Origin of the sequence: Mesorhizobium quangtriensis (assembly GCF_040081925.1) — a bacterium.
Taxonomy (GTDB): Bacteria; Pseudomonadota; Alphaproteobacteria; order Rhizobiales; family Rhizobiaceae; genus Mesorhizobium_K; species Mesorhizobium_K quangtriensis.
Window position 1 is genome coordinate 877,940 of sequence record NZ_JBEBMF010000001.1, and the last position, 23,466, is coordinate 901,405.

Annotated in this window: 22 protein-coding genes; 11 read left to right on the forward strand and 11 right to left on the reverse strand. The window is 60.8% G+C overall.

All coding sequences use genetic code 11. The features are described 5' to 3' along the window. Together ABMA32_RS04425 and ABMA32_RS04430 are read right to left on the reverse strand one after the other, a co-directional pair. Window positions 1-918 (reverse strand): ABC transporter permease subunit, encoded by a 918-nt coding sequence (locus tag ABMA32_RS04425; RefSeq protein WP_349012509.1) that lies wholly within the window; start codon window positions 916-918, stop codon window positions 1-3. 51 nt (window positions 919-969) lie between these two features. Next, a complete protein-coding gene (locus ABMA32_RS04430; protein ID WP_349013322.1) occupies window positions 970-2,550 on the reverse strand; it encodes a peptide ABC transporter substrate-binding protein in 1,581 nt (526 codons plus the stop codon). Window positions 2,551-2,920: 370 nt separating this feature from the next. Between ABMA32_RS04430 and ABMA32_RS04435 the strand changes: the two genes are divergently transcribed. From ABMA32_RS04435 to ABMA32_RS04470, 8 genes are all read left to right on the forward strand, one after another. Continuing rightward, the gene (locus tag ABMA32_RS04435) at window positions 2,921-5,833 is read left to right on the forward strand and encodes a monovalent cation/H+ antiporter subunit A (protein ID WP_349012510.1); all 2,913 of its coding nucleotides are present in this window, start codon (window positions 2,921-2,923) and stop codon (window positions 5,831-5,833) included. Next, a complete protein-coding gene (locus tag ABMA32_RS04440) occupies window positions 5,833-6,171 on the forward strand; it encodes a Na+/H+ antiporter subunit C (protein ID WP_349012511.1) in 339 nt (112 codons plus the stop codon). The genes ABMA32_RS04435 and ABMA32_RS04440 overlap by 1 nt, the downstream gene beginning before the upstream one ends. A 3-nt stretch (window positions 6,172-6,174) precedes the next feature. Then, window positions 6,175-7,791 (forward strand): monovalent cation/H+ antiporter subunit D, encoded by a 1,617-nt coding sequence (locus ABMA32_RS04445; RefSeq protein WP_349012512.1) that lies wholly within the window; start codon window positions 6,175-6,177, stop codon window positions 7,789-7,791. After that, complete coding sequence (locus ABMA32_RS04450; protein ID WP_349012513.1) at window positions 7,788-8,273, forward strand: Na+/H+ antiporter subunit E; 486 nt, start codon at window positions 7,788-7,790, stop codon at window positions 8,271-8,273. The genes ABMA32_RS04445 and ABMA32_RS04450 overlap by 4 nt, the downstream gene beginning before the upstream one ends. Then, window positions 8,270-8,551 (forward strand): K+/H+ antiporter subunit F, encoded by a 282-nt coding sequence (locus tag ABMA32_RS04455; RefSeq protein ID WP_349012514.1) that lies wholly within the window; start codon window positions 8,270-8,272, stop codon window positions 8,549-8,551. Before ABMA32_RS04450 ends, ABMA32_RS04455 begins: the two co-directional genes overlap by 4 nt. Beyond that, window positions 8,548-8,943, forward strand: a complete 396-nt coding sequence (gene mnhG, locus ABMA32_RS04460) for a monovalent cation/H(+) antiporter subunit G (protein WP_349012515.1) — start codon at window positions 8,548-8,550, stop codon at window positions 8,941-8,943. Before ABMA32_RS04455 ends, mnhG begins: the two co-directional genes overlap by 4 nt. A gap of 360 nt (window positions 8,944-9,303) precedes the next feature. After that, window positions 9,304-9,732: a Ros/MucR family transcriptional regulator gene (locus ABMA32_RS04465; RefSeq protein WP_349012517.1), complete on the forward strand. Its 429-nt coding sequence runs from the start codon at window positions 9,304-9,306 to the stop codon at window positions 9,730-9,732. A 103-nt stretch (window positions 9,733-9,835) separates the two neighbouring features. Beyond that, the gene (locus tag ABMA32_RS04470) at window positions 9,836-10,741 is read left to right on the forward strand and encodes an EamA family transporter (RefSeq protein ID WP_349012518.1); all 906 of its coding nucleotides are present in this window, start codon (window positions 9,836-9,838) and stop codon (window positions 10,739-10,741) included. Between the two features lie 10 nt (window positions 10,742-10,751). On the opposite strand, the gene argB is transcribed toward ABMA32_RS04470, so the two are convergent. From argB to phnC, 7 genes are all read right to left on the reverse strand, one after another. After that, on the reverse strand, window positions 10,752-11,648 hold the full coding sequence (argB, locus tag ABMA32_RS04475; protein WP_349012519.1) for an acetylglutamate kinase: 897 nt from the start codon (window positions 11,646-11,648) through the stop codon (window positions 10,752-10,754). An 89-nt stretch (window positions 11,649-11,737) separates the two neighbouring features. After that, window positions 11,738-12,397: a ribosome biogenesis GTP-binding protein YihA/YsxC gene (yihA, locus tag ABMA32_RS04480; RefSeq protein WP_349012520.1), complete on the reverse strand. Its 660-nt coding sequence runs from the start codon at window positions 12,395-12,397 to the stop codon at window positions 11,738-11,740. Next, window positions 12,394-13,032 carry a CatB-related O-acetyltransferase gene (locus tag ABMA32_RS04485; protein ID WP_349012521.1) on the reverse strand — a complete coding sequence of 213 codons (639 nt, stop codon included), beginning with the start codon at window positions 13,030-13,032 and terminating at the stop codon, window positions 12,394-12,396. Before ABMA32_RS04485 ends, yihA begins: the two co-directional genes overlap by 4 nt. 90 nt (window positions 13,033-13,122) lie before the next feature. After that, window positions 13,123-14,478: a phosphonate ABC transporter, permease protein PhnE gene (phnE, locus tag ABMA32_RS04490; RefSeq protein ID WP_349012522.1), complete on the reverse strand. Its 1,356-nt coding sequence runs from the start codon at window positions 14,476-14,478 to the stop codon at window positions 13,123-13,125. Next, window positions 14,478-15,335, reverse strand: a complete 858-nt coding sequence (phnE, locus tag ABMA32_RS04495; protein ID WP_349012523.1) for a phosphonate ABC transporter, permease protein PhnE — start codon at window positions 15,333-15,335, stop codon at window positions 14,478-14,480. Before phnE (ABMA32_RS04495) ends, phnE (ABMA32_RS04490) begins: the two co-directional genes overlap by 1 nt. A 62-nt stretch (window positions 15,336-15,397) precedes the next feature. Continuing rightward, window positions 15,398-16,303, reverse strand: coding sequence for a phosphonate ABC transporter substrate-binding protein (gene phnD, locus ABMA32_RS04500; protein ID WP_349012524.1), 906 nt, complete (start codon window positions 16,301-16,303; stop codon window positions 15,398-15,400). A 55-nt stretch (window positions 16,304-16,358) separates the two neighbouring features. Beyond that, entirely contained in the window at window positions 16,359-17,186 is an 828-nt protein-coding gene (phnC, locus tag ABMA32_RS04505) for a phosphonate ABC transporter ATP-binding protein (RefSeq protein WP_349012525.1), read from the reverse strand. Window positions 17,187-17,370: 184 nt separating this feature from the next. Between phnC and ABMA32_RS04510 the strand changes: the two genes are divergently transcribed. From ABMA32_RS04510 to ABMA32_RS04520, 3 genes are all read left to right on the forward strand, one after another. Beyond that, window positions 17,371-17,628 carry a PepSY domain-containing protein gene (locus ABMA32_RS04510; protein ID WP_349012526.1) on the forward strand — a complete coding sequence of 86 codons (258 nt, stop codon included), beginning with the start codon at window positions 17,371-17,373 and terminating at the stop codon, window positions 17,626-17,628. Window positions 17,629-17,676: 48 nt separating this feature from the next. After that, entirely contained in the window at window positions 17,677-18,219 is a 543-nt protein-coding gene (locus ABMA32_RS04515; RefSeq protein WP_349012527.1) for an NUDIX hydrolase, read from the forward strand. Between the two features lie 83 nt (window positions 18,220-18,302). Then, window positions 18,303-19,244 carry a DMT family transporter gene (locus ABMA32_RS04520; protein WP_425475467.1) on the forward strand — a complete coding sequence of 314 codons (942 nt, stop codon included), beginning with the start codon at window positions 18,303-18,305 and terminating at the stop codon, window positions 19,242-19,244. A gap of 7 nt (window positions 19,245-19,251) precedes the next feature. Here the strand turns inward: ABMA32_RS04520 and ABMA32_RS04525 are convergent, their stop codons facing one another. Together ABMA32_RS04525 and ABMA32_RS04530 are read right to left on the reverse strand one after the other, a co-directional pair. Continuing rightward, a complete protein-coding gene (locus ABMA32_RS04525) occupies window positions 19,252-19,767 on the reverse strand; it encodes a hypothetical protein (protein WP_349012528.1) in 516 nt (171 codons plus the stop codon). A gap of 609 nt (window positions 19,768-20,376) precedes the next feature. Then, window positions 20,377-23,409: a RelA/SpoT domain-containing protein gene (locus ABMA32_RS04530; RefSeq protein WP_349012529.1), complete on the reverse strand. Its 3,033-nt coding sequence runs from the start codon at window positions 23,407-23,409 to the stop codon at window positions 20,377-20,379. Between the last annotated feature and the right edge of the window lie 57 nt (window positions 23,410-23,466).

The following is a 23,466-nucleotide window of genomic DNA, read 5'->3' on the forward strand; positions in this document are numbered from 1 at the left end:
TCAGTCGAACCGCACGCGCGGGTCGAGCCACGCATAGAGAATGTCGACGATCAGGTTGAAGACGATCACGAAGCAGGCGATCACGACCACGGTCCCCATGACCAGCGTGTAGTCGCGTCCGAGCGCGCCCTGCACGAAGTACCGTCCGATTCCCGGGATTCCGAAAATGGTTTCGACGACGACCGAGCCCGTCAGCAAGGCCGCGGCCGTCGGGCCGAGGTAGGAAACGACCGGAAGGATCGCGGCACGAAGCGCGTGGACGCCGACGACGACATGGGCAGGCAAGCCATATGCCCGCGCGGTCCTGATGTGGTTCGAGCGCAGCGTCTCGATGGTCGCGCCGCGTGTCAGTCGCGCGATGATCGCGATCTGCGGCAACGCCAGCGTAGCGACGGGCAGGACCATATGCCTCCAGGTTCCCCAGCCGCCGGCAGGCAGCCAGCCCATCATCACTCCGAAAAACAGCGACAGCAGCGGCGCAATCACGAATGTCGGAACCGTAATGCCCAGCGTGGCCGTGCCGACGACCATGTAGTCCACCCAGCTGTTCTGCCTCAGCGCGGCGAGCGCACCGAGGAACACGCCGACGACGAGCGCGATCGACAGCGCGATACCGCCAAGCTGGATGGAGACTGGCAACCCTGTGCGGAACAGGTCTCCGACAGAAAAATCGCGGCGGGTGAAGGACGGGCCAAGGTCGCCCTGCGCGAGATTTCCGAGATAGATCAGGTACTGCTGCCACAGCGGCTTGTCGAAGTTGTAGGCGCGTTCGAGGTTCTGCATGATGAGGGGATCGAGCGGCCTCTCCAGCGAGAAGGGGCCGCCCGGTGCCAGACGGATCATGAAGAAGGCGATCGTCACGATGATGAACAACGTCGGTATCGCGCTGGCGAGCCGCCGCAGCACGTAAAGGATCATGGCTCGCCCTCGAGGGAACTGCGAAACCCGCGTCTAGCGGGCTCGCGCATGCTATGGCTCAATCGAGAGCCAGCGGCTGCCATGGACATTCATGACGTTGTCTTCCCAGCCCTTCAGCTTGTCTGAAACCAGCGAGCCCGAGGAATAGTACATGATCGGGATGATAGGCAGTTCCTTGAGCAGGATTTCCTCTGCCTGCTTCAGGATGCCAGCGCGCTCTTCGATGTTGTTCGTGACCGCGGCCTTCTTCATCAGCGCATCGTATTCGGGATTTACCCAGCGCGGATAGTTGAAGCCGAGATTCTGGCTCTCGAATAGGAACAGGAAGTTCTGCGGGTCCGAATAGTCGCCGATCCAGCCAGCGCGGGTGATGTCGAAGTCGCCGTCCTGCTTCATGTAGTCGAAATAGCCGGTACCCTCCATTTCGACGATGGTGGAGCTTATGCCGATGTTCTTAAGCATGTCGCTCAACGCGGTCATCGTGTTCTTGTGGTTTTCGCCGGTGTTGTGCCGCAGTTCGATCGAGAGCGAGCCGTCCGCGACCCCGGCTTCCTTGAGCAGGGCCTTGGCGGCGTCCTCGCGATCGAGGAGATCGTCCTTGGCGTAAGGCAGCACCGGGCTCTCGGTATAGTTGCCGATGCCCGGCGGCACGAACGACCATGCCGGCAACATCGAGCCGCGCCAGATCTGGTTGGCCAGGAAGTCGCGGTCGATGGCCATGGAGATCGCCTGCCGGACGCGAGGGTCGGCGAGCTTCTCCTTCTTCACCTTCACCGGCAGATAGTAGGTTCCTAGATAGGGCGCGATGCGAAGCTGGTCGCCCAAATTAGCCTTCATGTAGTCCATCTGCTGGTTGTCGAGGTCCGAGCAGGACTGGACTTCCCCGGCTTCGAAACGGCGCAGGCAGGTGGCCCTGTCCTCGAACGGTATGAAGTTCACGACATCGATCTTCACATTGGCCGCATCGTGGAACTGCGGGTTCTTGCGCATCGCGATCTTGTCGTTGGGCGTAAAGCTTTCGAGCATATACGCGCCGTTGGTGACCATGTTGCCGGGACGCGTGAACTCCTCGCCGAACTTCTCGACCGAAGCCTGATGCAGCGGGTAGCCGGTCTGGTGGGTCAGCAGTTCGAGGAAATAGGGCGTCGGGGCGTTGAGCGTGATCTCCAGCGTATGGTCGTCCACGGCCTTCACGCCGAGCTCGGACGGCTGCTTCTCGCCCTTGTTGATGGCTTCGGCGTTGACCATCGGAAACAACATGTTGGCATAGGGCGCCGCCGTCTCCGGCTTCTGGATGCGCTGGTAGGCGAACACGAAATCGCCAGCCGTGATCGGGTCTCCGTTGGACCATTTTGCATCAGCGCGAAGCTTGAACGTGTAAACGAGACCATCGTCCGAAACGGTCCAGCTCTCGGCCACGCCTGGAACGACGGCGGCCTTTGCGTCCTGCACGACGAGACCTTCATAGAGGTCCCGCATGATGTTGCCCTCGGCGACTGTCGAGGTCTTCTGGTGGTCGAGCGTCGTCGGGTCGGTATCGTTGCCGCGATTGTAGACGACCTCGGCCAACGCGCCGCCGACAGTCAGGGTCCAGCCTGCCACGAGTGCCGTCGATAGCAATGCTGCCTTCATCAGTTGATGCATCATCGTGCGTCTCCTTGAATGAACCTGCCCGCCACAGCCATCATCGAGACTATGGGTCAGTCGAACGGAAGGGCAAGGTGGAATCTGCTTTTCGCAACGGAACGACGGCCAGATTTTCTATCGTTTTTGGAGCGCGCTGGAGCTGCGGCTGCAGCCCTGCGATCCCTTCCGGACATCAACAGCTTGCCCAAAAGTCGGCTTGCGGCCCCACCGCTTGTAGCGCCGCGGCGATAAGCCTGCTTTTGTCACGAAACAAAGGGCTGTCTTTTCTCGCGGCGAATGCTAGGTCGGGATTGGCATCCTGCGTCGCGGGAGGTGGCCCTGTCGGCTATGACAACAGGAGAAATCAGGCTGGTGAATGTGGTATAGTGGTCTTCTGGCGGTCATCGTAGCACTCCCTTTCGCGGGCGCCGTCCTGGCAGCGCTCCTGTCATCGAATGCGCGCAACGCCGAAGCCTGGCTTGCAGGCACAGTCGCAGCCTCAGCGCTCGCCATTACCATCACCGCCTTCCCCCACGTGTCGAATGGCGGAGTGATCCGCCACACGATCGAATGGGTTCCCGCGCTAGGCCTGTCGCTTACCTTCCGGATGGACGGCTTTGCATGGCTGTTCTCCACAATGATCACCGGCATCGGCCTGCTGGTCGTCATCTACGCGCGCTATTACATGTCGCCGAAGGATCCGGTCGCGCGCTTCTACGCCTTTTTCCTGGCCTTCATGGGCGCCATGCAGGGCCTCGTCCTGTCCGGCAACCTGATCATGCTGGCCATCTTCTGGGAGCTGACCAGCATCTTCTCCTTCCTGCTGATCGGCTACTGGCATCACAACCAGGCGGCTCGCGACGGCGCGCGCATGGCGTTGACGATCACCGGAACCGGTGGCCTCTGTCTGTTGCTTGGGTTCATCCTCATTGGACAGATGGTGGGCAGCTACGATCTGGATGTAGTGCTTGCCTCGGGGGACCTTATTCGCTCGCATGATCTGTATCTGCCGGCGCTGGTGCTGATCCTGGCCGGCACGCTGACCAAAAGCGCGCAGTTTCCCTTCCATTTCTGGCTGCCGAACGCGATGGCGGCGCCGACTCCAGTTTCCGCCTATCTACATTCGGCGACGATGGTGAAGGCCGGAGTTTTCCTGCTCACGAGATTTTGGCCCGTTCTCTCGGGAACGCCGGAGTGGTTCACCCTTGTAGGCCTTGCCGGGCTGAGCACGCTCCTGCTCGGGGCCTATTTCGCCATCTTTCAGCAGGATATGAAGGGCCTCCTTGCCTATTCGACCATCAGCCATCTCGGGCTGATCACTGCGCTGTTGAGCTTCGGGAGCCCGCTTGCTGCGGTCGCGGCAATTTTCCACATGGTCAATCACGCGACTTTCAAGGCCTCGCTCTTCATGGCCGCCGGCATCATTGACCACGAGGCAGGCACCCGCGACATGCGACGGCTGAGCGGGCTGTTCAGCGCCATGCCGATCACCGCGACGCTTGCCATGGTGGCAAGTGCGGCGATGGCCGGCGTGCCGCTTCTCAACGGATTCCTCTCCAAGGAGATGTTTTTTGCGGAGGCTATCGAGGAGCATCAGCGGTCGCTGCTCGATGGTGTCGCGCCGTATGTGGCGACCGTCGCCAGTGCTTTTGCGGTCACCTACTCGGTACGCTTCATCCATACGGTGTTCTTCGGCCCGAAGCCGACCGACCTTCCGAAGGAGCCGCACGAGCCGCCAAGCTGGATGCGCCGTCCGATTGAACTGCTGGTGATTTTGTGCCTCGTCGTCGGCACGATCCCGGCGCTCAGCATTGGGCCCTTGCTTCATGCCGCTGTGATCTCGGTCCTGGGCGACCGGACACCCTACTATAGCCTGTCGATCTGGCACGGCTTCAACATTCCGCTTCTGATGAGCTTCATCGCGCTCTCCGGCGGTTGCGTGCTGTACTGGCTGCTGCGCAACTATCTCAAGACCTGCGAGGAGGGGCCTCCCTACTTCAGGAGGATCAAGGGTCAGCGCATCTTCGACAAGGTGCTGGTCACGGTGAGTTGGCGCTGGGCGAGGTGGCTGGAGGGCGTGCTGGCGACCCGCCGGCTTCAGCCCCAGATGCGCTTGCTGGTGGCCGCCGCTGTCGGAGCCGGCGTGTGGGCAATGTGGGGCGCAAGCAGCGTGCTGCCCCAACTGACGGCGCATGGGCTTGACCCTGTGCTTGGCGTCCTTTGGGCGATCGGCGCGTTTTGCGCCGTTTCCGCCGCCTATCAGGCAAAGTACCACCGCCTTGCTGCCCTTATCCTGATGGGCGCCACCGGCCTGGTGACGTGCATGTCCTTCGTCTGGCTGTCCGCGCCGGACCTTGCCGTAACGCAGTTGCTGGTTGAAATCGTCACCACTGTGCTAATTCTGCTTGGCCTGCGCTGGCTGCCGAAGCGCGACGAAAGCATCCCTCCTAAATTCGACTACGCCTCACGGTTCCGCCGTCATCGTGATTTCGCTCTGGCTCTGGCGGCAGGCATGGGTGCCGCGGTGCTGGCCTATTTCATGATGCTCACGCCGGTGCCGAAGTCCGTGGGCGACTTCTACCTGCAGCGCGCCTACTCGGAAGGCGGCGGCACCAACGTCGTCAATGTCATCCTTGTCGATTTCCGTGGCTTCGACACGATGGGCGAAATCGTCGTGCTTGCGATTGTCGCGCTGACGGTCTTCGCATTGCTGCGACGGTTCCGGCCCGCCGAGGACAGCGCCCAGTTGCCCTACCAGCAGCGCGAGCAGAATGAGCAGGACAGCGTCGCCCAGGATCGCGAAGTCGGCGAAACGCTGCAGGATTACCTGCTGGTGCCGTCCATCATCATGCGATGGATGTTCCCGGTCGTCGTTCTTTTCTCGGCCTATCTTTTCATCCGCGGTCACGATCTCCCCGGGGGAGGTTTCGCTGCCGGCGTAACGATGGCGATAGGCTTCCTGCTGCAATATCTCGCCGGCGGGACGCGCTGGGTAGAGGATCGACTGCGCATCCTGCCCATCCGCTGGATCGGCGTGGGCCTCATCGTGGCCGCGATGACAGGCATGGGATCGTTCTTGTTCGGCTACCCGTTCCTGACGTCGTACTTCCAGTACACCGAGATTCCGTTCATCGGTAAGGTGCCGACGGCATCGGCGCTTCTCTTCGATCTCGGAGTATTCAGCCTCGTCGTCGGCGCGACCGTGCTGATGCTCATCGCCATCGCCCACCAATCTCTGCGTTTGCGGACGCGCTCCTCCCGTGGCGGCGTCGAGGGAGGCCAAGGCTGATGGAGCTGGTTATCGCCGCCGCAATCGGCATCCTCACCGCATCTGGCATCTGGCTCATCCTCCGCTCGCGCACGTATCAGCTGGTCATCGGCTTCGCGCTGCTGGCCTATGCGGTCAACCTTTTCATCTTCAGCATGGGGCGCCTACGCGTCAACGCGCCCCCGGTTTTGAACGGTTCGGGTCCGGTGGACGTCACGGCATATACCGACCCGTTGCCCCAGGCATTGGTGCTGACCGCCATCGTCATCAGTTTTGCCACAACCGCGCTGTTCCTCGTCGTGCTGATCGTCTCGCGCGGCATCACCGGCAGTGACCACGTAGATGGCAGGGAGGGCTGACCGGTGTCCTTCGCTCCCGTACATATGACGATCGCGCCGATTCTCATCCCGCTGATCGCCGGCGCGCTCATGCTGTTCTTCGACGAGCGCGAGCGGCGCCTGAAGACGGTTCTTTCGATTGGTTCGATCTTCAGCCTGCTTGGCGTCGCCACGTCCTTGCTGATGACGGTCCATCTCAACGGAGAGCCTCTCGCCCTGGTCTATCTCCTGGGCAACTGGCCTGCACCGGTGGCCATCAATCTCGTGGCGGACCGGCTGGCATCCGTGATGCTGGTCCTCACGGCAGCCCTGGCCTTTCCCGCCATCCTTTATGCCATGGAGCGGTGGGACAAGGTCGGGCCGCACTTCCACTCTCTTTTCCAGTTCCTGCTCGTCGGCCTGAACGGCGCGTTCCTGACCGGCGACCTGTTCAACCTCTTCGTCTTCTTCGAGGTCATGCTGGCCGCGTCCTATGGGCTGGTGCTGCATGGCGGCGGACCGCAAAGGGTACGATCCGGACTGCACTATATCGCAGTCAATCTTGGCGCTTCGCTGATCTTCCTCGTCGGCATTGCCATGGTGTTCGGCGCAACCGGCAGCCTGAACATGGCCGAGATCGCATTGCGCGCGGAATCGCTTGAGGGTTTCGCGCGGCCCGCATTGCATGTCGGGCTCGCCATGCTCGGGCTGGCGTTCCTCATCAAGGCCGGCATGTGGCCGCTATGCCACTGGCTGGTTCCGGCCTATTCCGCCGCGGCCGGCCCCGTCGCGGCGGTCTTCGCCATGCTGAGCAAGGTTGGCATCTATTCGCTGCTGAGGCTGGCGCTGCTCCTGCCTGGCGACGGCGCGGCGTTCGGCTCGCGAGTTATCTTCATCGGCGGCGCCGTGACGCTCGCCTTTGCCTCGATAGGGTTGCTGGCATCGCAATCGATGAAGCGCGCCAGCGCCTATTTCATTCTCATGTCGTCCGGGACACTGCTTGCGGCGTTCGGCATATCCGTGCCTGGCGGCACCGCGGGAGCCCTTTTCTACCTGCTAAGCTCGACGCTGGCGGTCAGCGCCTTCTTCATGCTGGTTGAATTGCTCGAGCGCGAGCAGGATGCCGCCTCTGGCATTCTTGCCGTTACGCAGGAGGCGTATGGCGATGGCGAGGAAGTCGAGGAGGAGAATCAGGAAGTCGGGCAGGTCATGCCCAGCGCGCTCGCTGTCCTTGGTGTAGGCTTCGCGCTTCTGGCGCTCGTCCTGATAGGCCTCCCGCCCCTTTCGGGTTTTCTCGCTAAACTCGCTATCCTGACGGCGGTACTGGGTCCCGGTGCTGGCGATCTCGGTGCGCTCGGTGCGAGGCGCACTGTCCTCGCTATCCTGCTGCTGGTATCAGGACTTGTCGCGCTTGTTGCGCTTTCACGCATGGGGATCAGGACGTTCTGGGCTCCGGTCGAGCCGTTTTCTCCGCGCGTGACCGTTGTGGAGGCCGCACCGATCCTGATCCTGCTCGCCATGCTGGTTGCGCTGGCGCTGATGGCCGGTCCTGTCATGAACCTGCTTCTGGCGGCTGCGGAGGACCTGCATCATCCGGCCCGCTATCTCAGCGCCGTCCTCGGCGCGGAACGGGTGCCGCCTTACGCCGGAGGCGGACAATGACCCGCCTCCTGCCCTATCCGATCCTGACGGCGTGTCTCGCGCTGATGTGGCTCCTGCTGGCAGGGTTCACCAGCGGACAACTGGTGCTGGCCGTTCTCGTGTCGATTGGTGCGGCCCGCGCCCTGAAGGCGCTCGGCGAAGTCAGTCCGCCAGTGAAACGCTGGATCCGGATAGCCGAATTCACAGGCATCGTGCTTTACGACATCCTGCGATCCAACATTGCGGTCGCTTTCATCCTGATTTCGGGTCAGCGCAGGGCAAGCAAGTCGGGCTTTGTAACGATGCCGCTCAAGCTGCGGAATCCGGCCGGGCTCGCAACCCTTGCGGTGGTGCTCACCAGCACCCCGGGTACGGCGTGGCTGGACTACAACTCCGCGCGAGGTGAATTGCTGATCCATGTCTTCGACCTGGTCGACGAGCAGGTATGGGTCGATCAGATCCTGAACCGGTACGAAAAGCCGTTGCTGGAGATTTTCGAATGAACGTTCTGATTCTATCCGTCACGCTGTGGATCGTTCAGGCTGCTCTCGCACTGGCAATGTGTCTCTGCGTGTACCGGATGGTCCGCGGCCCACGTGCCCAGGATCGTATTCTTGCGCTCGACTCGCTCTATGTTTGCGCCATGCTGGTTCTCTTGTCTTTCGGCGTCAGGACCGGCAGCACCATATATTTCGAGGTGGCCCTGATCATCGGTATGCTGGGTTTCGTAGCAACGGTTTCGCTGGCCAAGTTCCTGATGCGCGGCGAGGTGATTGAATGATCACCTTCAGCCATGCCGATGTCCCCCTTTGGGCTGCGATCGTGGGATCCGCGTTCCTACTCATCGGAGCCGGGCTGACACTCATCGGGACATTCGGCCTCGTCAGGCTTCCCACCTTCTATGAGCGCATCCACGCGCCGACTCTCGGCACGAGCTGGGGCACGGCTGGTATGGTCATGGGATCTACTATTATCTTCACGGCGGCTTCCGCACGGCCGGTATTTCACGAGATCCTCATAGGCATTTTCGTGACCGTGACCACGCCCGTGACGCTGATGATGCTCGGACGCTCCGCGCTCTATCGCGACCGGTCCGAGCTCAATCCGGGCGTGCCGCCGAAGGGAGCAGATTTTTCCGCCACCGAACAGGATGCGGCCGAAACGCGGTCCTAGTTCCCCGCAGCGATCTTGTCTTGGGGCAGCCGCAGGCGATCTTACAGCCTCCAAGTCCGGCGGGCGTGTCTGCAGCTTCCAAATTGCCTGCCGACAACCATTTTACGACGCCAGGCACCAATATATTGCTGCGCCAAGGTTACTTCGGCCGGAATATTATCAGTTCGCAACCGATAGGATTGATGATGAACATTCAAATCGATCGGTGCGTATTCCAGAACTCTAACAACGACGAATCGCGACCCGTATCACGGTTATCTGAAACGATATCCGTTTTTTTGCTGATGAATTTGTTCAAGATATTGAGGAAATCGAATTTCCAGAATAGATACCGATGGGGCGCATTGGGGAGTTGGGATATTGGGCGATATCGACAAGACTGAACTGATTGAGCTGACTGCCGGGATCGTCTCGGCATATGTGGCGAAAAATATGGTGCCGCCAACTGAGTTGGCGGGATTGATCGGTAGCGTCAGTGACGCAATCCGGAAACTGGGTGACCCGGCCCCGGAGCCTGAACCGGAACTGGTCCCGGCCGTAAATCCAAAACGGTCGGTCCATCCGGGACATATCGTCTGTCTGGAAGACGGAAAGAAGTTCAAGTCCATGAAGCGCCACCTCGCTTCGCATGGGCTGACGCCGCAGCAATATCGGGCGAAGTGGGGCCTGCCCGCCGACTATCCGATGACGGCGCCGAACTACTCGGCTACGCGTTCTGCAATGGCCAGGGATATCGGGCTCGGCCGCAAGCCGGTGGCTAGGAAGCCGCGACGCAAAAAGGCGTCCTAGCAGCGTCTGGTAGTCCTCTCAGGCGCAACTGGGGCATTGACCGCGCACGCGCGGGGTGGGATTGGCGCGCGATCGACAGCCACTCCCGCTCTGATACGCTCCCATGGAACTCTGGATTCCAATCACGATAGTCGCGGCCTTTCTGCAGAACCTGCGTTCGGCGGCGCAAAAGCAGCTCAAGGGCGTCATGGGCACGACCGGCGCGACCTTCGCGCGGTTCGGTTTCGGCTGTCCGGTGGCCATTGCCATCGTCCTGGCTCTGCATTTCGGCCGAGGCGACGTTCTGCCCGACGCCAATGCGTGCTTCATCTTCTGGATGGCGTTCGGCGGGGTGACCCAGATCACCGCGACCTTCCTGCTGGTCTACCTTTTCTCGTTTCGCAATTTCGCGGTCGGAACGGCCTATTCGCGCACCGAGCCCGTTCAGGCAGCCTTGTTCGGGTTGATCTTCCTCGGCGAGACGGTAACCGCCGGGCTCATGGCTGCAATCGCGATCAGCGTCTTCGGCGTGATGATGATTTCGCTCGCGCGGGTGCAGATGACATGGCGCGGCGTCGCGGAGGCGCTGGCAAGCCGCGTTGCGGGCATCGGCATTGCGTCGGGCGCGTTCTTCGCCCTTTCGGCCGTCTCCTATCGCGCGGCCTCGACGTCGCTCGGTGGTCCAAACTTCATGATGCAGGCTGCCTATACGCTGGCCTGGACGACACTGTTCCAGACAATCCTCATGGCTGGCTGGATGCTGCTGCGCGATCGCGCCGAACTCGTGCGGGTCGCAAAAGCCTGGCGATGGTCCATGGTAGCCGGCGTTGCCGGCGGCCTGGCGTCCTTCGGTTGGTTCATGGCCATGACTATTCAGCAGGCCGCGCTGGTGCGCTCGCTGGCGCAGGTCGAGATGCTTTTCACCTTCGCCACGACGGTCTTCTTCTTCAAGGAGAAGATAAACCGCATGGAGATGGGCGGATGCCTGCTGATCGTCGCAGGCATCGTCGTACTGCTGATGTTGCGCTAGGCTTCGTCCCTCAAGGCACGAGCAGCGTGCCTGCGCCGTGCTCTGTGAACAGCTCCAGCAGCACGGCGTGCGCGGTCTTGCCGTTGAGGATGACCACGCCCTCGACGCCGCGCTCGATCGCCTCGATGCAGGTTTCGACCTTGGGGATCATGCCGCCCGAGATCGTGCCGTCCGCGATCAGCGCCTTGGCTTCCGCGACGGTCAGTTCGTCGATGAGCTTCTTGTCCTTGTCGAGCACGCCCGGAACGTCGGTCAGGAACAGCAGGCGCGAGGCCCTCACAGCGCCGGCAATCGCTCCGGCGAAAGTGTCGGCGTTGATGTTGTAGGTATGCCCGTCTCGACCCGGTGCGACCGGCGCCAGCACCGGGATCATCTCGGAGCGGGCGAGCAGGTCGAGCAGCGTGCGGTCGACCTCGACCGGCTCGCCGACGAAGCCCAGGTCGAGCACGCGCTCGATGTTGGAATCCGGGTCGCGGTACGTCTTCTTCGCCTTTTCGGCGAAGACCATGTTGCCGTCCTTGCCGCAGAGGCCGATCGCCCATTCGCCCTCGGCGTTGATCAGGGCGACGATCTCCTTGTTGATGGAGCCCGCCAGCACCATCTCGACGATCTCGACCGTGCGCTGGTCGGTGACGCGAAGCCCACCCTCGAACCTCGACTCGATCCCCATCGACTTCAGCATGGCGCCGATCTGCGGGCCGCCGCCGTGTACCACGATCGGATTGACGCCGGACTGCTTGAGCAGCGCGATGTCGCGCGCGAAGGCGCGGCCGAGTTCGATATCGCCCATGGCGTGGCCGCCATACTTCACCACGACCGTCTTGTTCTCGTAGCGCTGCATGTAGGGCAACGCCCGCGAAAGCAGGGCAGCCTGCATCTCGGCGGTGGCGGCGAAATCCGTCGACATCGGTATCCTCGGAAGGTTTCTGGGCGTTGTTGTCGGGCTGGCGCGTCTTAGCGGGAAACGCCTGTTCGGGCAAATGGTTCGATGGCGGATCAGCCGCCGTTTGCGGCCAGCACGATGGCCGCCCGCAGGTCCTCCATGCCATCCCCTTTTTCAGATGACGTGGCGATGACTTCCGGGAAAGCCGCTGGGCGCTTCTTGATCTTCGCGAGCGTCTCAGTGATCAGCTTCGGCACGCCGGCCGCCTTGATCTTGTCGGTCTTGGTGAGCACGACCTGATAGGAGACCGCAGCCTTGTCGAGCAGCGAAAAAACCTCGTCGTCATTCTTCTTGATGCCATGCCTGGAATCGATCAGCACATAGACGCGCTTCAGCGTCACGCGACCCTGCAGATAGTCGAAGATCAGCTTCGTCCATTGATCGACCTTCTCCTTCGGCGCGCTGGCATAGCCGTAGCCAGGCATGTCAACAAGCGCCATCGGCGGCAGGTCGCCGGATTCGCCGGAAAATCCGTCCGGAACGAAATAGTTGAGTTCCTGAGTCCGCCCCGGCGTGTTGGACGTGCGCGCCAGCCCACCTTGGCCGACCAGCCCGTTGATCAGCGACGACTTGCCGACATTCGACCGCCCCGCGAAGGCAACTTCCGGCGGTCCCTCGGGCGGCAGGAATTTCATTGCCGGCACGCCGCGGATGAACACCCAGGGCGTTTTGAATATTTCGACGTCGATCTTCGTGACGGTGTTCGCGTTCAAAATGCTGCCTCCAGCGCCGCGATGTCGGCGCCGCGAATGGCATTCAGGTTGCGGCTGATCTTGTCAACAGGCCAATCCCACCATGCGACCCTGAGAAGGCGGGCGATAGTTGCGTCGTCGAACCGCATCTTGGCTACTTTTGCCGGGTTGCCGGCCACCACCGCATAGGGCGGCACATCGTGCGACACCACTGATTTGGCCGCCACGATTGCGCCATCGTCGACCTTAACGCCGGGCAGGACGACAGCCTCCATCCCGATCCAGACATCATTGCCTATGACTGTGTCGCCGCGCACCTCGCGCTGCCATGTCGCGGTGTCGAAGCCTTCCTCCCAGCCATGGCCGAAGATGTTGAACGGGTAGGTCGAGAAGCCCGACAATGCGTGGTTGGCGCCGTTCATGATGAAGCGCGCGCCCTCGGCAATGGCGCAGAATTTTCCGATCACCAGCCTGTCGCCGATGACGGGATAATGGTGCAAGACGCATTTTTCCTGGAATTTGTCAGGGCCGTCGGGGTCGTCGTAGTAGGTAAAGTCGCCGACCTCGATGTTTTCGGCGGTCACCAGCGGCTTCAGGAAGCCGACGCGTGGATGCATCGAAATAGGGTGCTTGATTTCCGGGTTCGGTCCGTTCATGGCGCTGCCTCCGTCGATGCGTGACGGAACTATAGCGCCCGAAAGGTTGTCCGAAAACTTGGCCGCGGATATTTCGACCTTAGGCCGGCATCAGTGCCTGACGGTGGTCGGGGAGCGCCCGATCAGCTTGGCGCGCAGCCATCCGGACAGGATATCCATCATCGAAACCATCAAGAGCGTCAGCACGATGTAGTACGTCACTTCTTCCCAGTCCTTCTGGGTCTGGATTGCCTGGGTAAGGAGAAGGCCGATGCCGCCCCCCACGATGGCGCCAATGACGGTTGCGCTGCGCGTGTTTGATTCAAGGTAGTAAAGAACCTGGCTGACGATCACAGGCGCAACTTGGGGGATCACGCCGAAGCGCACCCGCTGCAGGCCGTTGGCGCCCGTGGATCGCAGGCCGTCGACCTGCTTGCGGTCCACGTTCTCGAGTGCTTCCGAGAAAAGCTTGCCGAACGTCCCGGTGTCGGTAAGCAATATGGCAAGCGACCCCGTCAGTGGCCCCGGCCCAAAGGCACGCGACAGAACGATCGTCCAGATCAGCCCATCGACACCGCGCAGGAAATCGAAAAGGCGGCGCGCACCGAAGCGAAAGACCCGGCTCGGCGTGAAGTTGTGGGCGGCGGCGAAGCCGAGCGGGAAGGCAGCGAGCGCTGCTCCCATTGTCCCGAGAAAGGCCATCAGGATGGTCTCGAAAATCGCCCAGGCGACGTCGCCGTGCCGCCACATGGCGTTATTCCAGAAGTCGGAGAGCATTGCCCAGAGATTGCTCTGTCCCGGCCTGATCTGTTCGGCAGATACAGCGAGAGACGCGAGTTCGGACCATGATTTGTCGTGGAACGGACTGTCCAGCGTGAAGAAGAAGAGCTCCCAGCCGGCGAAGTAGCGAAAAACCTCGGCGCGATTGCGGGTTACCGACACGCGGGCTTCCGGACGCGTCACCGACACGCGCGTCGGCGACGCGTTGACCCAGTCGGGAAGCGGCTCGACAGGCGAGCGCACGATGATTCCGCTGTCTCCGCGGGCGATCTCCAGAACACCGAAATCCGGAATGTCGAAACGTACCGCGCCTGGATCGAAACGCACCGTGGCACCGTTGTCGAGGTCGACCACGGTGGAGTCACCCTCGGTTCGCACCCAGTTAGGCCAGGCGTCGGCGGCATAGGTGCCCTTGTTTTCTCCCTCGATCGCCACCGTCACCTGGCCGACCCGTTCGTCGCGCGTGACATGCACCTTGTGACTGTAGGCATCGGCCAGCAGGATCTTCGCGTTGTCCATGCGGGCGCGCGCCGCGAGGCCGGGAATGTCGAAGGAAAAGAACACGTAGGTCAGGTAGGCAAGTATGAGTGCGGGAACACCAAAGGCGACGAGCCGCTTGCGCGCGAACAGCCGGGCGATCTCGCCGCGCTGGATCGACAGGTCAACCGCAGTTTGCGCCATTGCCATCAGTGCGTTCCCACGAGACGGTTTCGGTAGTAGCTCGACAGCTGGTCGATCGCCACGATGGTCAGGAACAGCAGGATGAAGATGGCGGCGGCGGCGTCGTAGCGCCCGGTCCCCCAACTGATCGCTACGCGCAGTTCCGCGCCGATGCCACCCGCGCCCACGAATCCCAGTATGGCCGAGGCGCGTACGTTGATCTCCAGGCGCAGCAAAGCATATGAAAGATAGTTCGGCGCAACCTGCGGAAGGACGCCCAGCCACATGCGTTCCAGCCAGGAAGCGCCAACAGAGGACAGGCCCTCGACCGGCTTCAGGTCTGCGTTTTCGTTGACCTCTGAGAACAGCTTTCCGAGAGCGCCTGCGCTGTGGAAGGTGATGGCGATCATCGCTGGAACCGGGCCGCCGCCCATGACGAATATCAGGACAAGAGCGATGACGATCTCCGGCACCGCGCGCATCACGTCCATCGCCCGGCGAAACAGCGGTATCAGGCGTGGCCAGCGCGCAAGGCCGCGTGTGGACAGAAGCGAAAGCAGGACTGCAAGCAATGCGCCCACCAAGGTGGACACCGCAGCGATATTGATGGTCTCGATCAACGCCGGCAGGTAGTCCAACAGGTTTCCGGGCATCGCCGCGGACTTGTCTATCGCCTCTGAAATCAGTTCCGCCGGAAAGTCGAAGATCTTGGGCAGGCCCTGCCAGAATCCCCCGGCGTTGCGGCTGTCGGCCAGACCGAAACCGGCAACCAGAACCATAACGAACAGGACCGTGATAAGCCCGGAGTACATACGGCGTCGGCGAACCAGCGTGATGTATTCCGCCTTCAAGCCGCCGAGGTTGCCCGTTGCCAGTCCCGCCATCGATTGCCTCTCGGAAAAAGGCGACGGGCCTCGAAAGGCCCGTCGTGTTTATGCCGCGTTACTCAGTTGGTCTGAGCTTTCCTGAGGTCGATCATGGTCTGGTAGGCGTCATGCCCGATCGGTTTGAAGCCGGCCGTCTCGCCAGCCGCGATGCTGTAGGTGCAGTCCTTGTCTTTTTCGTACATGCCGCCAACCAGTTCTGTCATCTTGGTCTTGACGTCATTGGGCAGCGCCCTGCGCAGCACGATCGGGCCTTCCGGAATCGGCTTCGAGCGCCAGATCTCGACAATGTCGTTCATGTCGACAATGCCGGAATCCACAGCCTTGCGCAGCGCGCCCGAGTTGTAACCGTCTTCCCATTCGCCCTGTCCATCGGCCCAGGTCACGCCGGCGTCGACGTCCTTGTTGACCACTGCTACGATGGTCTGTTCATGGCCACCGGTGAAGACGACCTCGCCGAAATAGACGCCGTTGTCCATCGTTGCACCGGTTTCCTTGGGGATCTCGATGGAGGGGATCAGATAGCCGGAAGTCGAGTTCGGATCGCCGAAGCCGAACTTCTTGCCTTTCATGTCGGCCAGCCCGGTTACACCGGAATCCTTACGGGCGAAGCCGATCGAGAAATAGGTGAATGAACCGTCCAGGTTGGTCTTGACCAGCACCGGCTCGACCGCCTCGGGGTCGGTCAGATAGGCCTTCGCGTAGGCCGAGGCACCGAGCCATGCCATGTCGAGCGATCCGCCGACGAGCCCCTGGATGACGCCGTCATAGTCGGCCGGCGTGAAAAGCTTCACCGGGACCCCGATCGCTTCTTCGGTGTACTTCCGCAGGCACTCATAGGAGGTAAGGCGATCCTGCGCGTTCTCTCCGCCGAGGATGCCGATACGGAACTCGGCAATCTTGTCCTCGGCGAGGGTGGGGGCCGTCAGTGCGACGGACGTGATCAACGCTGCGAGCAGTCTCTTCATGGGTTCTCTCCTTGGCTTGATGAAGCCATCGTGCTGCGATGGCGAATGCTTTCGATCAGTCGGCGAAAGCCGGTTCCCGGATCGGAACCGGCGTAAACAGCGGTTCGAGCGTCTCGATTGATGTCGACGTTGATGCTTCCGAGAATGTTTCGCCGGCGCCATAGATGTCGCGGGCGACCCGGGTCGTTAGATATTCCGGATTGCCGTCAAACACGACGCGGCCGTCACGCATGCCGATGACGCGGTCACAGTACCGCCGTGCCGTGTCGAGCGTATGCAAGTTGCACACGATCATGCGACCGTCCTCGTCGTGGATGCGGCGCAGCGTATCCATGACGACCTGAGCGTTCATCGGATCGAGCGAAGCGATCGGTTCGTCGGCCAGGATAATGCGTGGGTCCTGCATCAAGGCGCGGGCGATCGCGACGCGCTGCTGCTGCCCGCCCGATAGAGCCTCGACGCGTTTAGGCGCATGGTCCGCGATGCCGAGGCGGTCAAGGATATCGATCGCCTGGTTGATGTCAGCGGTAGGGAAAAGGTTGAGCATCGCCGCGACGGTGGAGCGACGGTTGAGTGTGCCGTGCAGCACATTGGAGACGACGTCGAGGCGCGGGACGAGATTGAATTGCTGAAAGATCATGGCGCAATCGCGATGCCACGAAAGCAGCGCCGCCCCGCGCAGCGACGAAACCTCGCGACCGTCGAAGATGATCGTTCCTTCAGACGGGTCGACCAGGCGGTTGACCATGCGAAGCAGCGTCGATTTGCCGGCGCCGGAACGGCCGATGATGCCGACCATCTGTCCTGGCGGGATTTCGAGCGCGACGCGGTCCACGGCTGTGTTCTTGCCGAAGCGGCGCGTCACGTCGCGTATCTGCAGCATCGCGGCTTCCCTGCTCGACTTGTGGCTTGGGTAGATGCGTTAACGCGCCTGCATGAAGGCTGGATGTCCGTTTCGTGTCAGTTCCGTAACACTTCACAATCGCGCTATCCGGCCGGCCGGCAACTTGCCGCGCCTGGAAGGGTGACCTAGCTCCGTCCTGTACCGAACCCAAAAAGGAGCCCTCATGAAAATCGCCGCCCTTGCCCTCCCGGTAGTCCTGCTTGCATCGCCCGCCTTCGCCGACCGTGACCCGACGCCGGAAGAGCGCACGGCGATCGAGGCAAAACTGCGGGCCGAGGGTTTCACGACGTGGGAGGACATCGAGCTTGAGGATGACGGCTCGGTCTGGGAGGTGGACGATGCTGTCGGCGCGGACGGACGCGAATATGACCTGGAGCTTCGCGCCGGAACGCTTGAAATCCTGAAACGCGATCCCGACTGACCAACGTCCGGCCTTGCGGTTTGCTGTGGGCGGCCCTAGGTCGCTGTCATGCCGAAGGAAAAACGCCTCGTCCGCCGCGCCAGGAAGAACAAGCCGATCAGGCAGGTCGCCGCCATCCCGTACCGGCTGACGGTGGACGGCGCGGTCGAGGTGCTGCTGGTCACCTCGAACACGACGCGTCGCTTCATCGTGCCCAAGGGCTGGCCGATGAAGTCGAAGACGGGGCGCGAGGCCGCCGCCCAGGAGGCGTTCGAGGAAGCCGGCGTGATGGGCGAGGCCTCGGAGAAGCCGTTCGGCGCATACGCGTACTGGAAGCGGCTGTCGGGTTCCTTCGTGAAGGTGAACGTCAAGGTTTTCTTGATGCCGGTTGACGAAGTGCTGGCCGACTGGGAGGAGCAGGGCAAGCGTGCGCGGGCATGGCTGTCGCCGGCGGATGCCTCGACACTGATCGATGAGCCGGAACTGGCGGCGCTTGTGCTTTCGCTGGCCGACAACCCTCCGGCACCTCCCGCAAAGGCGAAGCCGCGCAAGGCCAAGCCGGCCGCAAAGCCAAAGCCCAAGCGTGAGAAGACGGTCGAGCCCAAAAGCTGACGCGCAGCACACCGCAAATCTTCCTCTCGGCAGGACGCTGCCGGCGCGCTAGGATCGCCACGCAAAGGCGGGAGGGGCTGGCCATGCATGCGGTGCCGATCGGACAGGCGGGTGTGTCGGCAAACGCCGCCCAGTCGATGACGCAGGCCTATGCGCTGGCCGTCTTCGGCTGGCTGCTGTCGGCGGGCGTCTATATCGCGGCAAAATGGGTTGCGCCGGAGATGCCGCCCTGGGCGCTCTGCTTCTGGCGGCTGGCGATCGCCTGCCTGATCCTGCTGCCGATCGTGCACCGCCACCATGGCGCGATGCTCGGCCTGCTGAAGGAGCGCACGCTGGAGCTGGCGGTCATCGGCGCGGTCGGGCTGGCGCTGTGCCAGGGCATGATCTTCGTCGGCCTGCACTACACCGACGCCACCACCGCCGGCATCATCATGGCGCTATGCCCGATCATGACCATCGTGCTCGCCCGCTTCATCCTCGGCGAGGCGCTCGGCCCGCAGAAGGCGCTCGGCGCGGCGCTGGCGCTCGCCGGCATGCTGTGGATCGTCTCGCGCGGCGACCTCGACGCGCTGCTCAGCCTCCAGTTCAGCGTCGGCGAGCTGTGGATCGTCGGCAGCGCCTTCTGCTTCGGCCTCTACACGGTGCTGCTGCGCCGCTCGAAATTCGACATGCCGATGCTGCCGCTGCTCGTCCTCCTGCTCGGCGTCGGCGCGCTCGCGGCACTTCCCTTCTACCTCTGGGAACTGGCGACGGGCGACCGCTCATCGCTCGACCGCAACGGCCTGCTGGCGCTCGCCTACATCGCCGGGCCGGGCGGCGCGCTGATGTATTTCCTCTACAACCGCAGCGTCGGCGCGCTCGGCGCCAGCCGCGCCTCCATGCTGATGTATTTGCAGACGGTGTTTGTCGCGATCCTCGCCTGGCTGCTGCTCGGCGAGGGCCTGCACGGCTACGACCTCGCCGGCGCCGCCTTCATCGTCGCCGGCATTTTGCTTGTCACGCTGGCGCGGGCGAAGCCCGCTTAATTGTCGCTCACAGGGAGGTGCATTTGCGCTCACGGCCGAGCGCTCGCCTTTGCTCGCTGGCCTCCGCGGGGGCGCCGAACGATCGGCGGCCTGCGGTCGCAGGCTCGGCCTTCGGCCGTTTGCGAACGCGTGGCGGCATCGGAATGGCGAAGGCGGTCGCGATCATCCTCGCCCAGACCTCGGGCTGCGGGACGGGCCTCGGTCCAAGCTTCGGAAACGTCTCCATGTCTGGCGCGACGAGGTCGTCATATACCCCGCCCTCGGGGTCGATCCAGCCGAGCAGGCGCAGGAATTCGACATGCTCGGCGGCCGCGCGCGCGACCGCGAAATCCGGCGTGCAGCCACGGTCGATCTGGCCGTTCCACGGCTGATAGCTGAGCGCGCAGATGCCTGACTCGCGGCAGGCGCGCCGGCGGCAGGTGGCGGGCAGGCCGTGCGCCGTCGCGGCGGCCCGCAGCGCCGTCTCGAACAGCAGCGGTCCGAATGCGGTGCGGTATTCCCCTGCGTGGTCTTCGTCTGGCATTGCGGTTCTCCTGTGGGTTGGTGGCGTGCAGGCGCGCGAAAGCGAGCCCGCGCCCTGAAAAGGCCGGGAGGCGACGCATGCGACCGCGCCTTCTGATTATATTTGTGCGGCGCGGTCTTCTGCGTCGCCGGCGTTCTTGCCCCGGGGGAGGACACGGCCGTTGCCGCTGGTCTCCGCAAGGGCCCGGACCTGGGGGTTCATCACCCAGCCGCGCTACCGATGAAGCATGATCCCCGACAAGCGGGTATCCGCTTTGTCGCAAATCAGCCTCGGCGCGACCGATCCGGCGCCGCCACCCTCCCCGTCATCCGGTTCATGACCCGGGCTCCCGCGAGGGCGGTCTGGGGATTATGGGGGAGGCGGGAGGGGTGTGGAAACGGACGCACGGAAAAATCCCCTCTCTTGCGATTTCTAACGCTTAGCCTCGTGAAGAACTCGGCTAAGCTGTTGAAATCGCTATCTCCCCCGCAAGGGGGGAGATAGAGCCGGCCGCGACGCCTGTGAAAATCTGTCCACGTTGCAGGCCTTCGATCCGGACTCCGGCGCTGCAAAATCGGCAGGGATAACGACGCGCAAGTAGAGGAAACCTTTTATCGCCAGAACTCTACCCTAAGATGGATCTTCTGACTGGTCCCCTACTGTAGGATCGCTGGTGCCGTATTGCCGCTTTCTAAGTTGCAGGTCTTCCATGCTCCGCCGCTGTTCCGCAGCAATTTGCCTATCTAAGCTCTTGATGTGCCTATTTGCGAAGCCGCGCACGCGTACGCGCTCATCAGCGAGCCATGCTAACATCTCTTCCCTTTTTCGCTGAGCAGCCGCCACAACGCCAAACTCGCCAGACACAACACCAGATGAATCTAGAACAACCGAAACCTCGCCTAAGAGCGGATCTTCTTCCGGCAAGGCATTGACGATCTCCTTGCAAATTGCGTGTAGAAATGACTGGCCTTCATAGGCTCGGAGGATGTCCAGAACAAATTCTATGCTGGGCCGATTGCCGGTTCCAACCAACATGAGCAGGGGTGGTTCGAGTACTTCGAAATCCGGGAATAGGTGTGCTAAGAACGCTCCTCCTCGGAACTGGAATAGTTCGTCATCACGCAAGTACCATTGGTAAACCCTCTGCACAACGCCGTCCGCCACCGGAGATAGTTTCGGTTGCAAATGGTTATGAAAGCTAAAGGGGATAGGTTCGAAATCATTCGATGATTCCGGTCGTTGAGAAAACAACAAACGTTCATTAAAGAAGTCTACTATCTTGAGCGGTCTATTCTCGGCGAGAAACGACAGCAATTCTTCTTCGTTGTATTCGATGCGCGGTATCTCGATGAGGCTTTGGAGTACCCCGTCTTCACCGTCTTCATCGAGTTTTTGCAGAAGCGACCCTTGTTGAGAGAACGTCGCGACTGGATCCACCCAAAGAAAATTGCGCTCGGTGGCTAAGTACCGCACGCCGGGCAAAAACGCCATCTCGATAAGATGGGTTGAGACCTCGGCTTGGCGCCGAGCGACTGCCTCAATTGTCCAAAGAACGGCGGGGCTGTCTTTCACTAGAATCGCGCTGGACAAACACTCCTCGATTAACGCTTCGTCGAGTTTCGAAGCCAAAATGCAGTATTGCGCAATTTGTTGAAGATGCCGCCTGTCGCCTATCCACTGCCGAACCTGTGCCCGCATCTCGTTTTCTAGTGATCCGCCCTCAAAGCCTTTCAGTATCGATGAAAGAAATGCAGCGGTATCTTCGTCCAGATCATTGAGACGCTCAATCAACAACTCCGACCTTTTCCTCGCAAACTCTTCCAGGAATCTTCGAAAGCTGGGGAATGTAGCGCCGTCATCACTCCGCGTTTGCGCGCATCTGCGAATAGTTGCGAACCATTCGGCAGCATTCGCACTCGTTATTTCATCGACTAAGCGGGAGATTTCCTTGTTGCGATAATCTGCCTCGACGCGAATATCGAACGCGTCTCCATCCCATGCTGGTGGGAATACCGACTGAAAACCCACCAGTGTCTTGTATATAACAAACTGGTGATCGTGATTGACTCGATCCCGGAAAGCAAAGATGGCCGACAAAAGTTCGTCACGGGCTTTTGCAATATCCGTGTCATTATCAAAATCTGGAGTAAGTTTTCGCTTGTGGCGATAGAGCCATAACAGGTCATGCTCTAGCCGTTGGAGTATCTCATAGCTTTGCGAACCGGCAATAGAGGTGTAAAATTTAACGATCTGCAACGTATCGCCAAGAACTATCTTCAACAAATCGGCAGTCGTTTTTGCTTGGTGTGTCAGGCGGGTAGCTTTGGAGAGTGCGTTAACCACAGAACGCCGCGCACGGTCGTCAAGAGAAGTAAGAAATAGGTCTTGTAGTTTTTCGATGGCGGCACTCCGGACACGCCGAAGCGCCTCGCTCGCATGCACTTGCCCTTGGTGGAAGGTCACGCTGTTATAGCCGTTTGAGGTGCCACTCACTTCAGGCTGAAGTACATGCCCCAAGATATCGACGATTAACCCTCGAATGGGTTGCTCCTCGTCCGGGGTGACCTGCCTTATTCGCGAGACTAATATCTCTTGTACGAGTGGACCAACTTGACGCCAAGCTGTAAGGTTGTGTTTGGCGAGACGTTCCGCAGATTCGGAGATGCGCTTTCGCTCACCTTGGCTTTTAGCGCCCGGAAATAGCTCGCAAATGGCCTCAAAGGTGGCTTCGATCGCTCCGTCATGTGTGAACCGAAGTCGATCAATAATGTCAAAAGCCGAATCTACAACGTATTCAACGGTATAGCCTTCAAACCCATATTGCGTAGATGTGACTTCCGTGCTCCTCGCTGCTCTTATTAGCGACACCATGCACGCCCGTATGTCGGGGGCCGTTTTTTTAATGTCATCGTAGTACGGTAGGACGTGCTCCTTAAATTGATCTAGCAGTTCGTAACGTTCGTTGTTATCACGGCACTCTCCAAAAAGTTTCAGTGGATCGTTCTCGTATAACTGCCGACCGATGCGCAGGCTCTGGACATCGTTCGCTACCTTCTGGAAGTCGAATCCGGCTGGAAGTAAATACCTTTGCATGATTGCCGCCATGCGCTTTTCGACATCCTTCATGACCAAACTGCCAAACCCGTCGCCGGCTGGCTTGTAGATCGTATCATGAGCCATTTCTGACCACGCATGGTCCAATGTGGTCTGGACCTGAACCTCGCACCATTTGTCTCGAAAGACTGAATATTCAGGCAGCGCGACTCGTTGCTCCTTTAGTTTGAGCACATAATTATACGAAATAAAGAATTCACCGGCAGTTGCACCGTCTCCCGGATAGTGGAATTTTGTTCGATCCCAATCGACATCAAAATTGTCACGAATCTCTCTTGAGGAAACGAGGCGCGCGACGTCGGCGTTGGTGTAAAGAATAACACGACATCCCGCGAGATCCTTTATTTCTGACTCGATTGTATCGCTTGTCAGAATGTTTCTATTCTGAAGTTTTAAGCGAAGTGAATCGGTTGCCTTCGCGCGATGTTGGATTTGTTGGACTCGGAGGTCCGGGACGCCCTTTACTACGACATCTAAGATATTAGCAATTGTTTCCGCGAGCTTGAGATAAGCTCGATGCCCCTCTTTTTCATATTCCGCGAAATCCATCCGATCCGCGCCTGGTTGCCGTTGAGGTCTATATGTTTAGCACAAGGCAGGACAACG

Excerpts from the sequence above, each read along its gene's own strand:
- ABMA32_RS04425 (WP_349012509.1), bottom strand. The coding sequence starts at position 918 with ATGATCCTTTACGTGCTGCGGCGGCTCGCCAGCGCGATACCGACGTTG.
- ABMA32_RS04430 (WP_349013322.1), bottom strand. The coding sequence starts at position 2,550 with ATGAAGGCAGCATTGCTATCGACGGCACTCGTGGCAGGCTGGACCCTG.
- ABMA32_RS04435 (WP_349012510.1), top strand. The coding sequence starts at position 2,921 with ATGTGGTATAGTGGTCTTCTGGCGGTCATCGTAGCACTCCCTTTCGCG.
- ABMA32_RS04440 (WP_349012511.1), top strand. The coding sequence starts at position 5,833 with ATGGAGCTGGTTATCGCCGCCGCAATCGGCATCCTCACCGCATCTGGC.
- ABMA32_RS04450 (WP_349012513.1), top strand. The coding sequence starts at position 7,788 with ATGACCCGCCTCCTGCCCTATCCGATCCTGACGGCGTGTCTCGCGCTG.
- ABMA32_RS04455 (WP_349012514.1), top strand. The coding sequence starts at position 8,270 with ATGAACGTTCTGATTCTATCCGTCACGCTGTGGATCGTTCAGGCTGCT.
- mnhG (WP_349012515.1), top strand. The coding sequence starts at position 8,548 with ATGATCACCTTCAGCCATGCCGATGTCCCCCTTTGGGCTGCGATCGTG.
- ABMA32_RS04470 (WP_349012518.1), top strand. The coding sequence starts at position 9,836 with ATGGAACTCTGGATTCCAATCACGATAGTCGCGGCCTTTCTGCAGAAC.
- argB (WP_349012519.1), bottom strand. The coding sequence starts at position 11,648 with ATGTCGACGGATTTCGCCGCCACCGCCGAGATGCAGGCTGCCCTGCTT.
- ABMA32_RS04485 (WP_349012521.1), bottom strand. The coding sequence starts at position 13,032 with ATGAACGGACCGAACCCGGAAATCAAGCACCCTATTTCGATGCATCCA.
- phnE (WP_349012522.1), bottom strand. The coding sequence starts at position 14,478 with ATGGCAATGGCGCAAACTGCGGTTGACCTGTCGATCCAGCGCGGCGAG.
- phnE (WP_349012523.1), bottom strand. The coding sequence starts at position 15,335 with ATGGCGGGACTGGCAACGGGCAACCTCGGCGGCTTGAAGGCGGAATAC.
- phnD (WP_349012524.1), bottom strand. The coding sequence starts at position 16,303 with ATGAAGAGACTGCTCGCAGCGTTGATCACGTCCGTCGCACTGACGGCC.
- phnC (WP_349012525.1), bottom strand. The coding sequence starts at position 17,186 with ATGCTGCAGATACGCGACGTGACGCGCCGCTTCGGCAAGAACACAGCC.
- ABMA32_RS04510 (WP_349012526.1), top strand. The coding sequence starts at position 17,371 with ATGAAAATCGCCGCCCTTGCCCTCCCGGTAGTCCTGCTTGCATCGCCC.
- ABMA32_RS04515 (WP_349012527.1), top strand. The coding sequence starts at position 17,677 with ATGCCGAAGGAAAAACGCCTCGTCCGCCGCGCCAGGAAGAACAAGCCG.
- ABMA32_RS04520 (WP_425475467.1), top strand. The coding sequence starts at position 18,303 with ATGCATGCGGTGCCGATCGGACAGGCGGGTGTGTCGGCAAACGCCGCC.
- ABMA32_RS04525 (WP_349012528.1), bottom strand. The coding sequence starts at position 19,767 with ATGCCAGACGAAGACCACGCAGGGGAATACCGCACCGCATTCGGACCG.
- ABMA32_RS04530 (WP_349012529.1), bottom strand. The coding sequence starts at position 23,409 with ATGGATTTCGCGGAATATGAAAAAGAGGGGCATCGAGCTTATCTCAAG.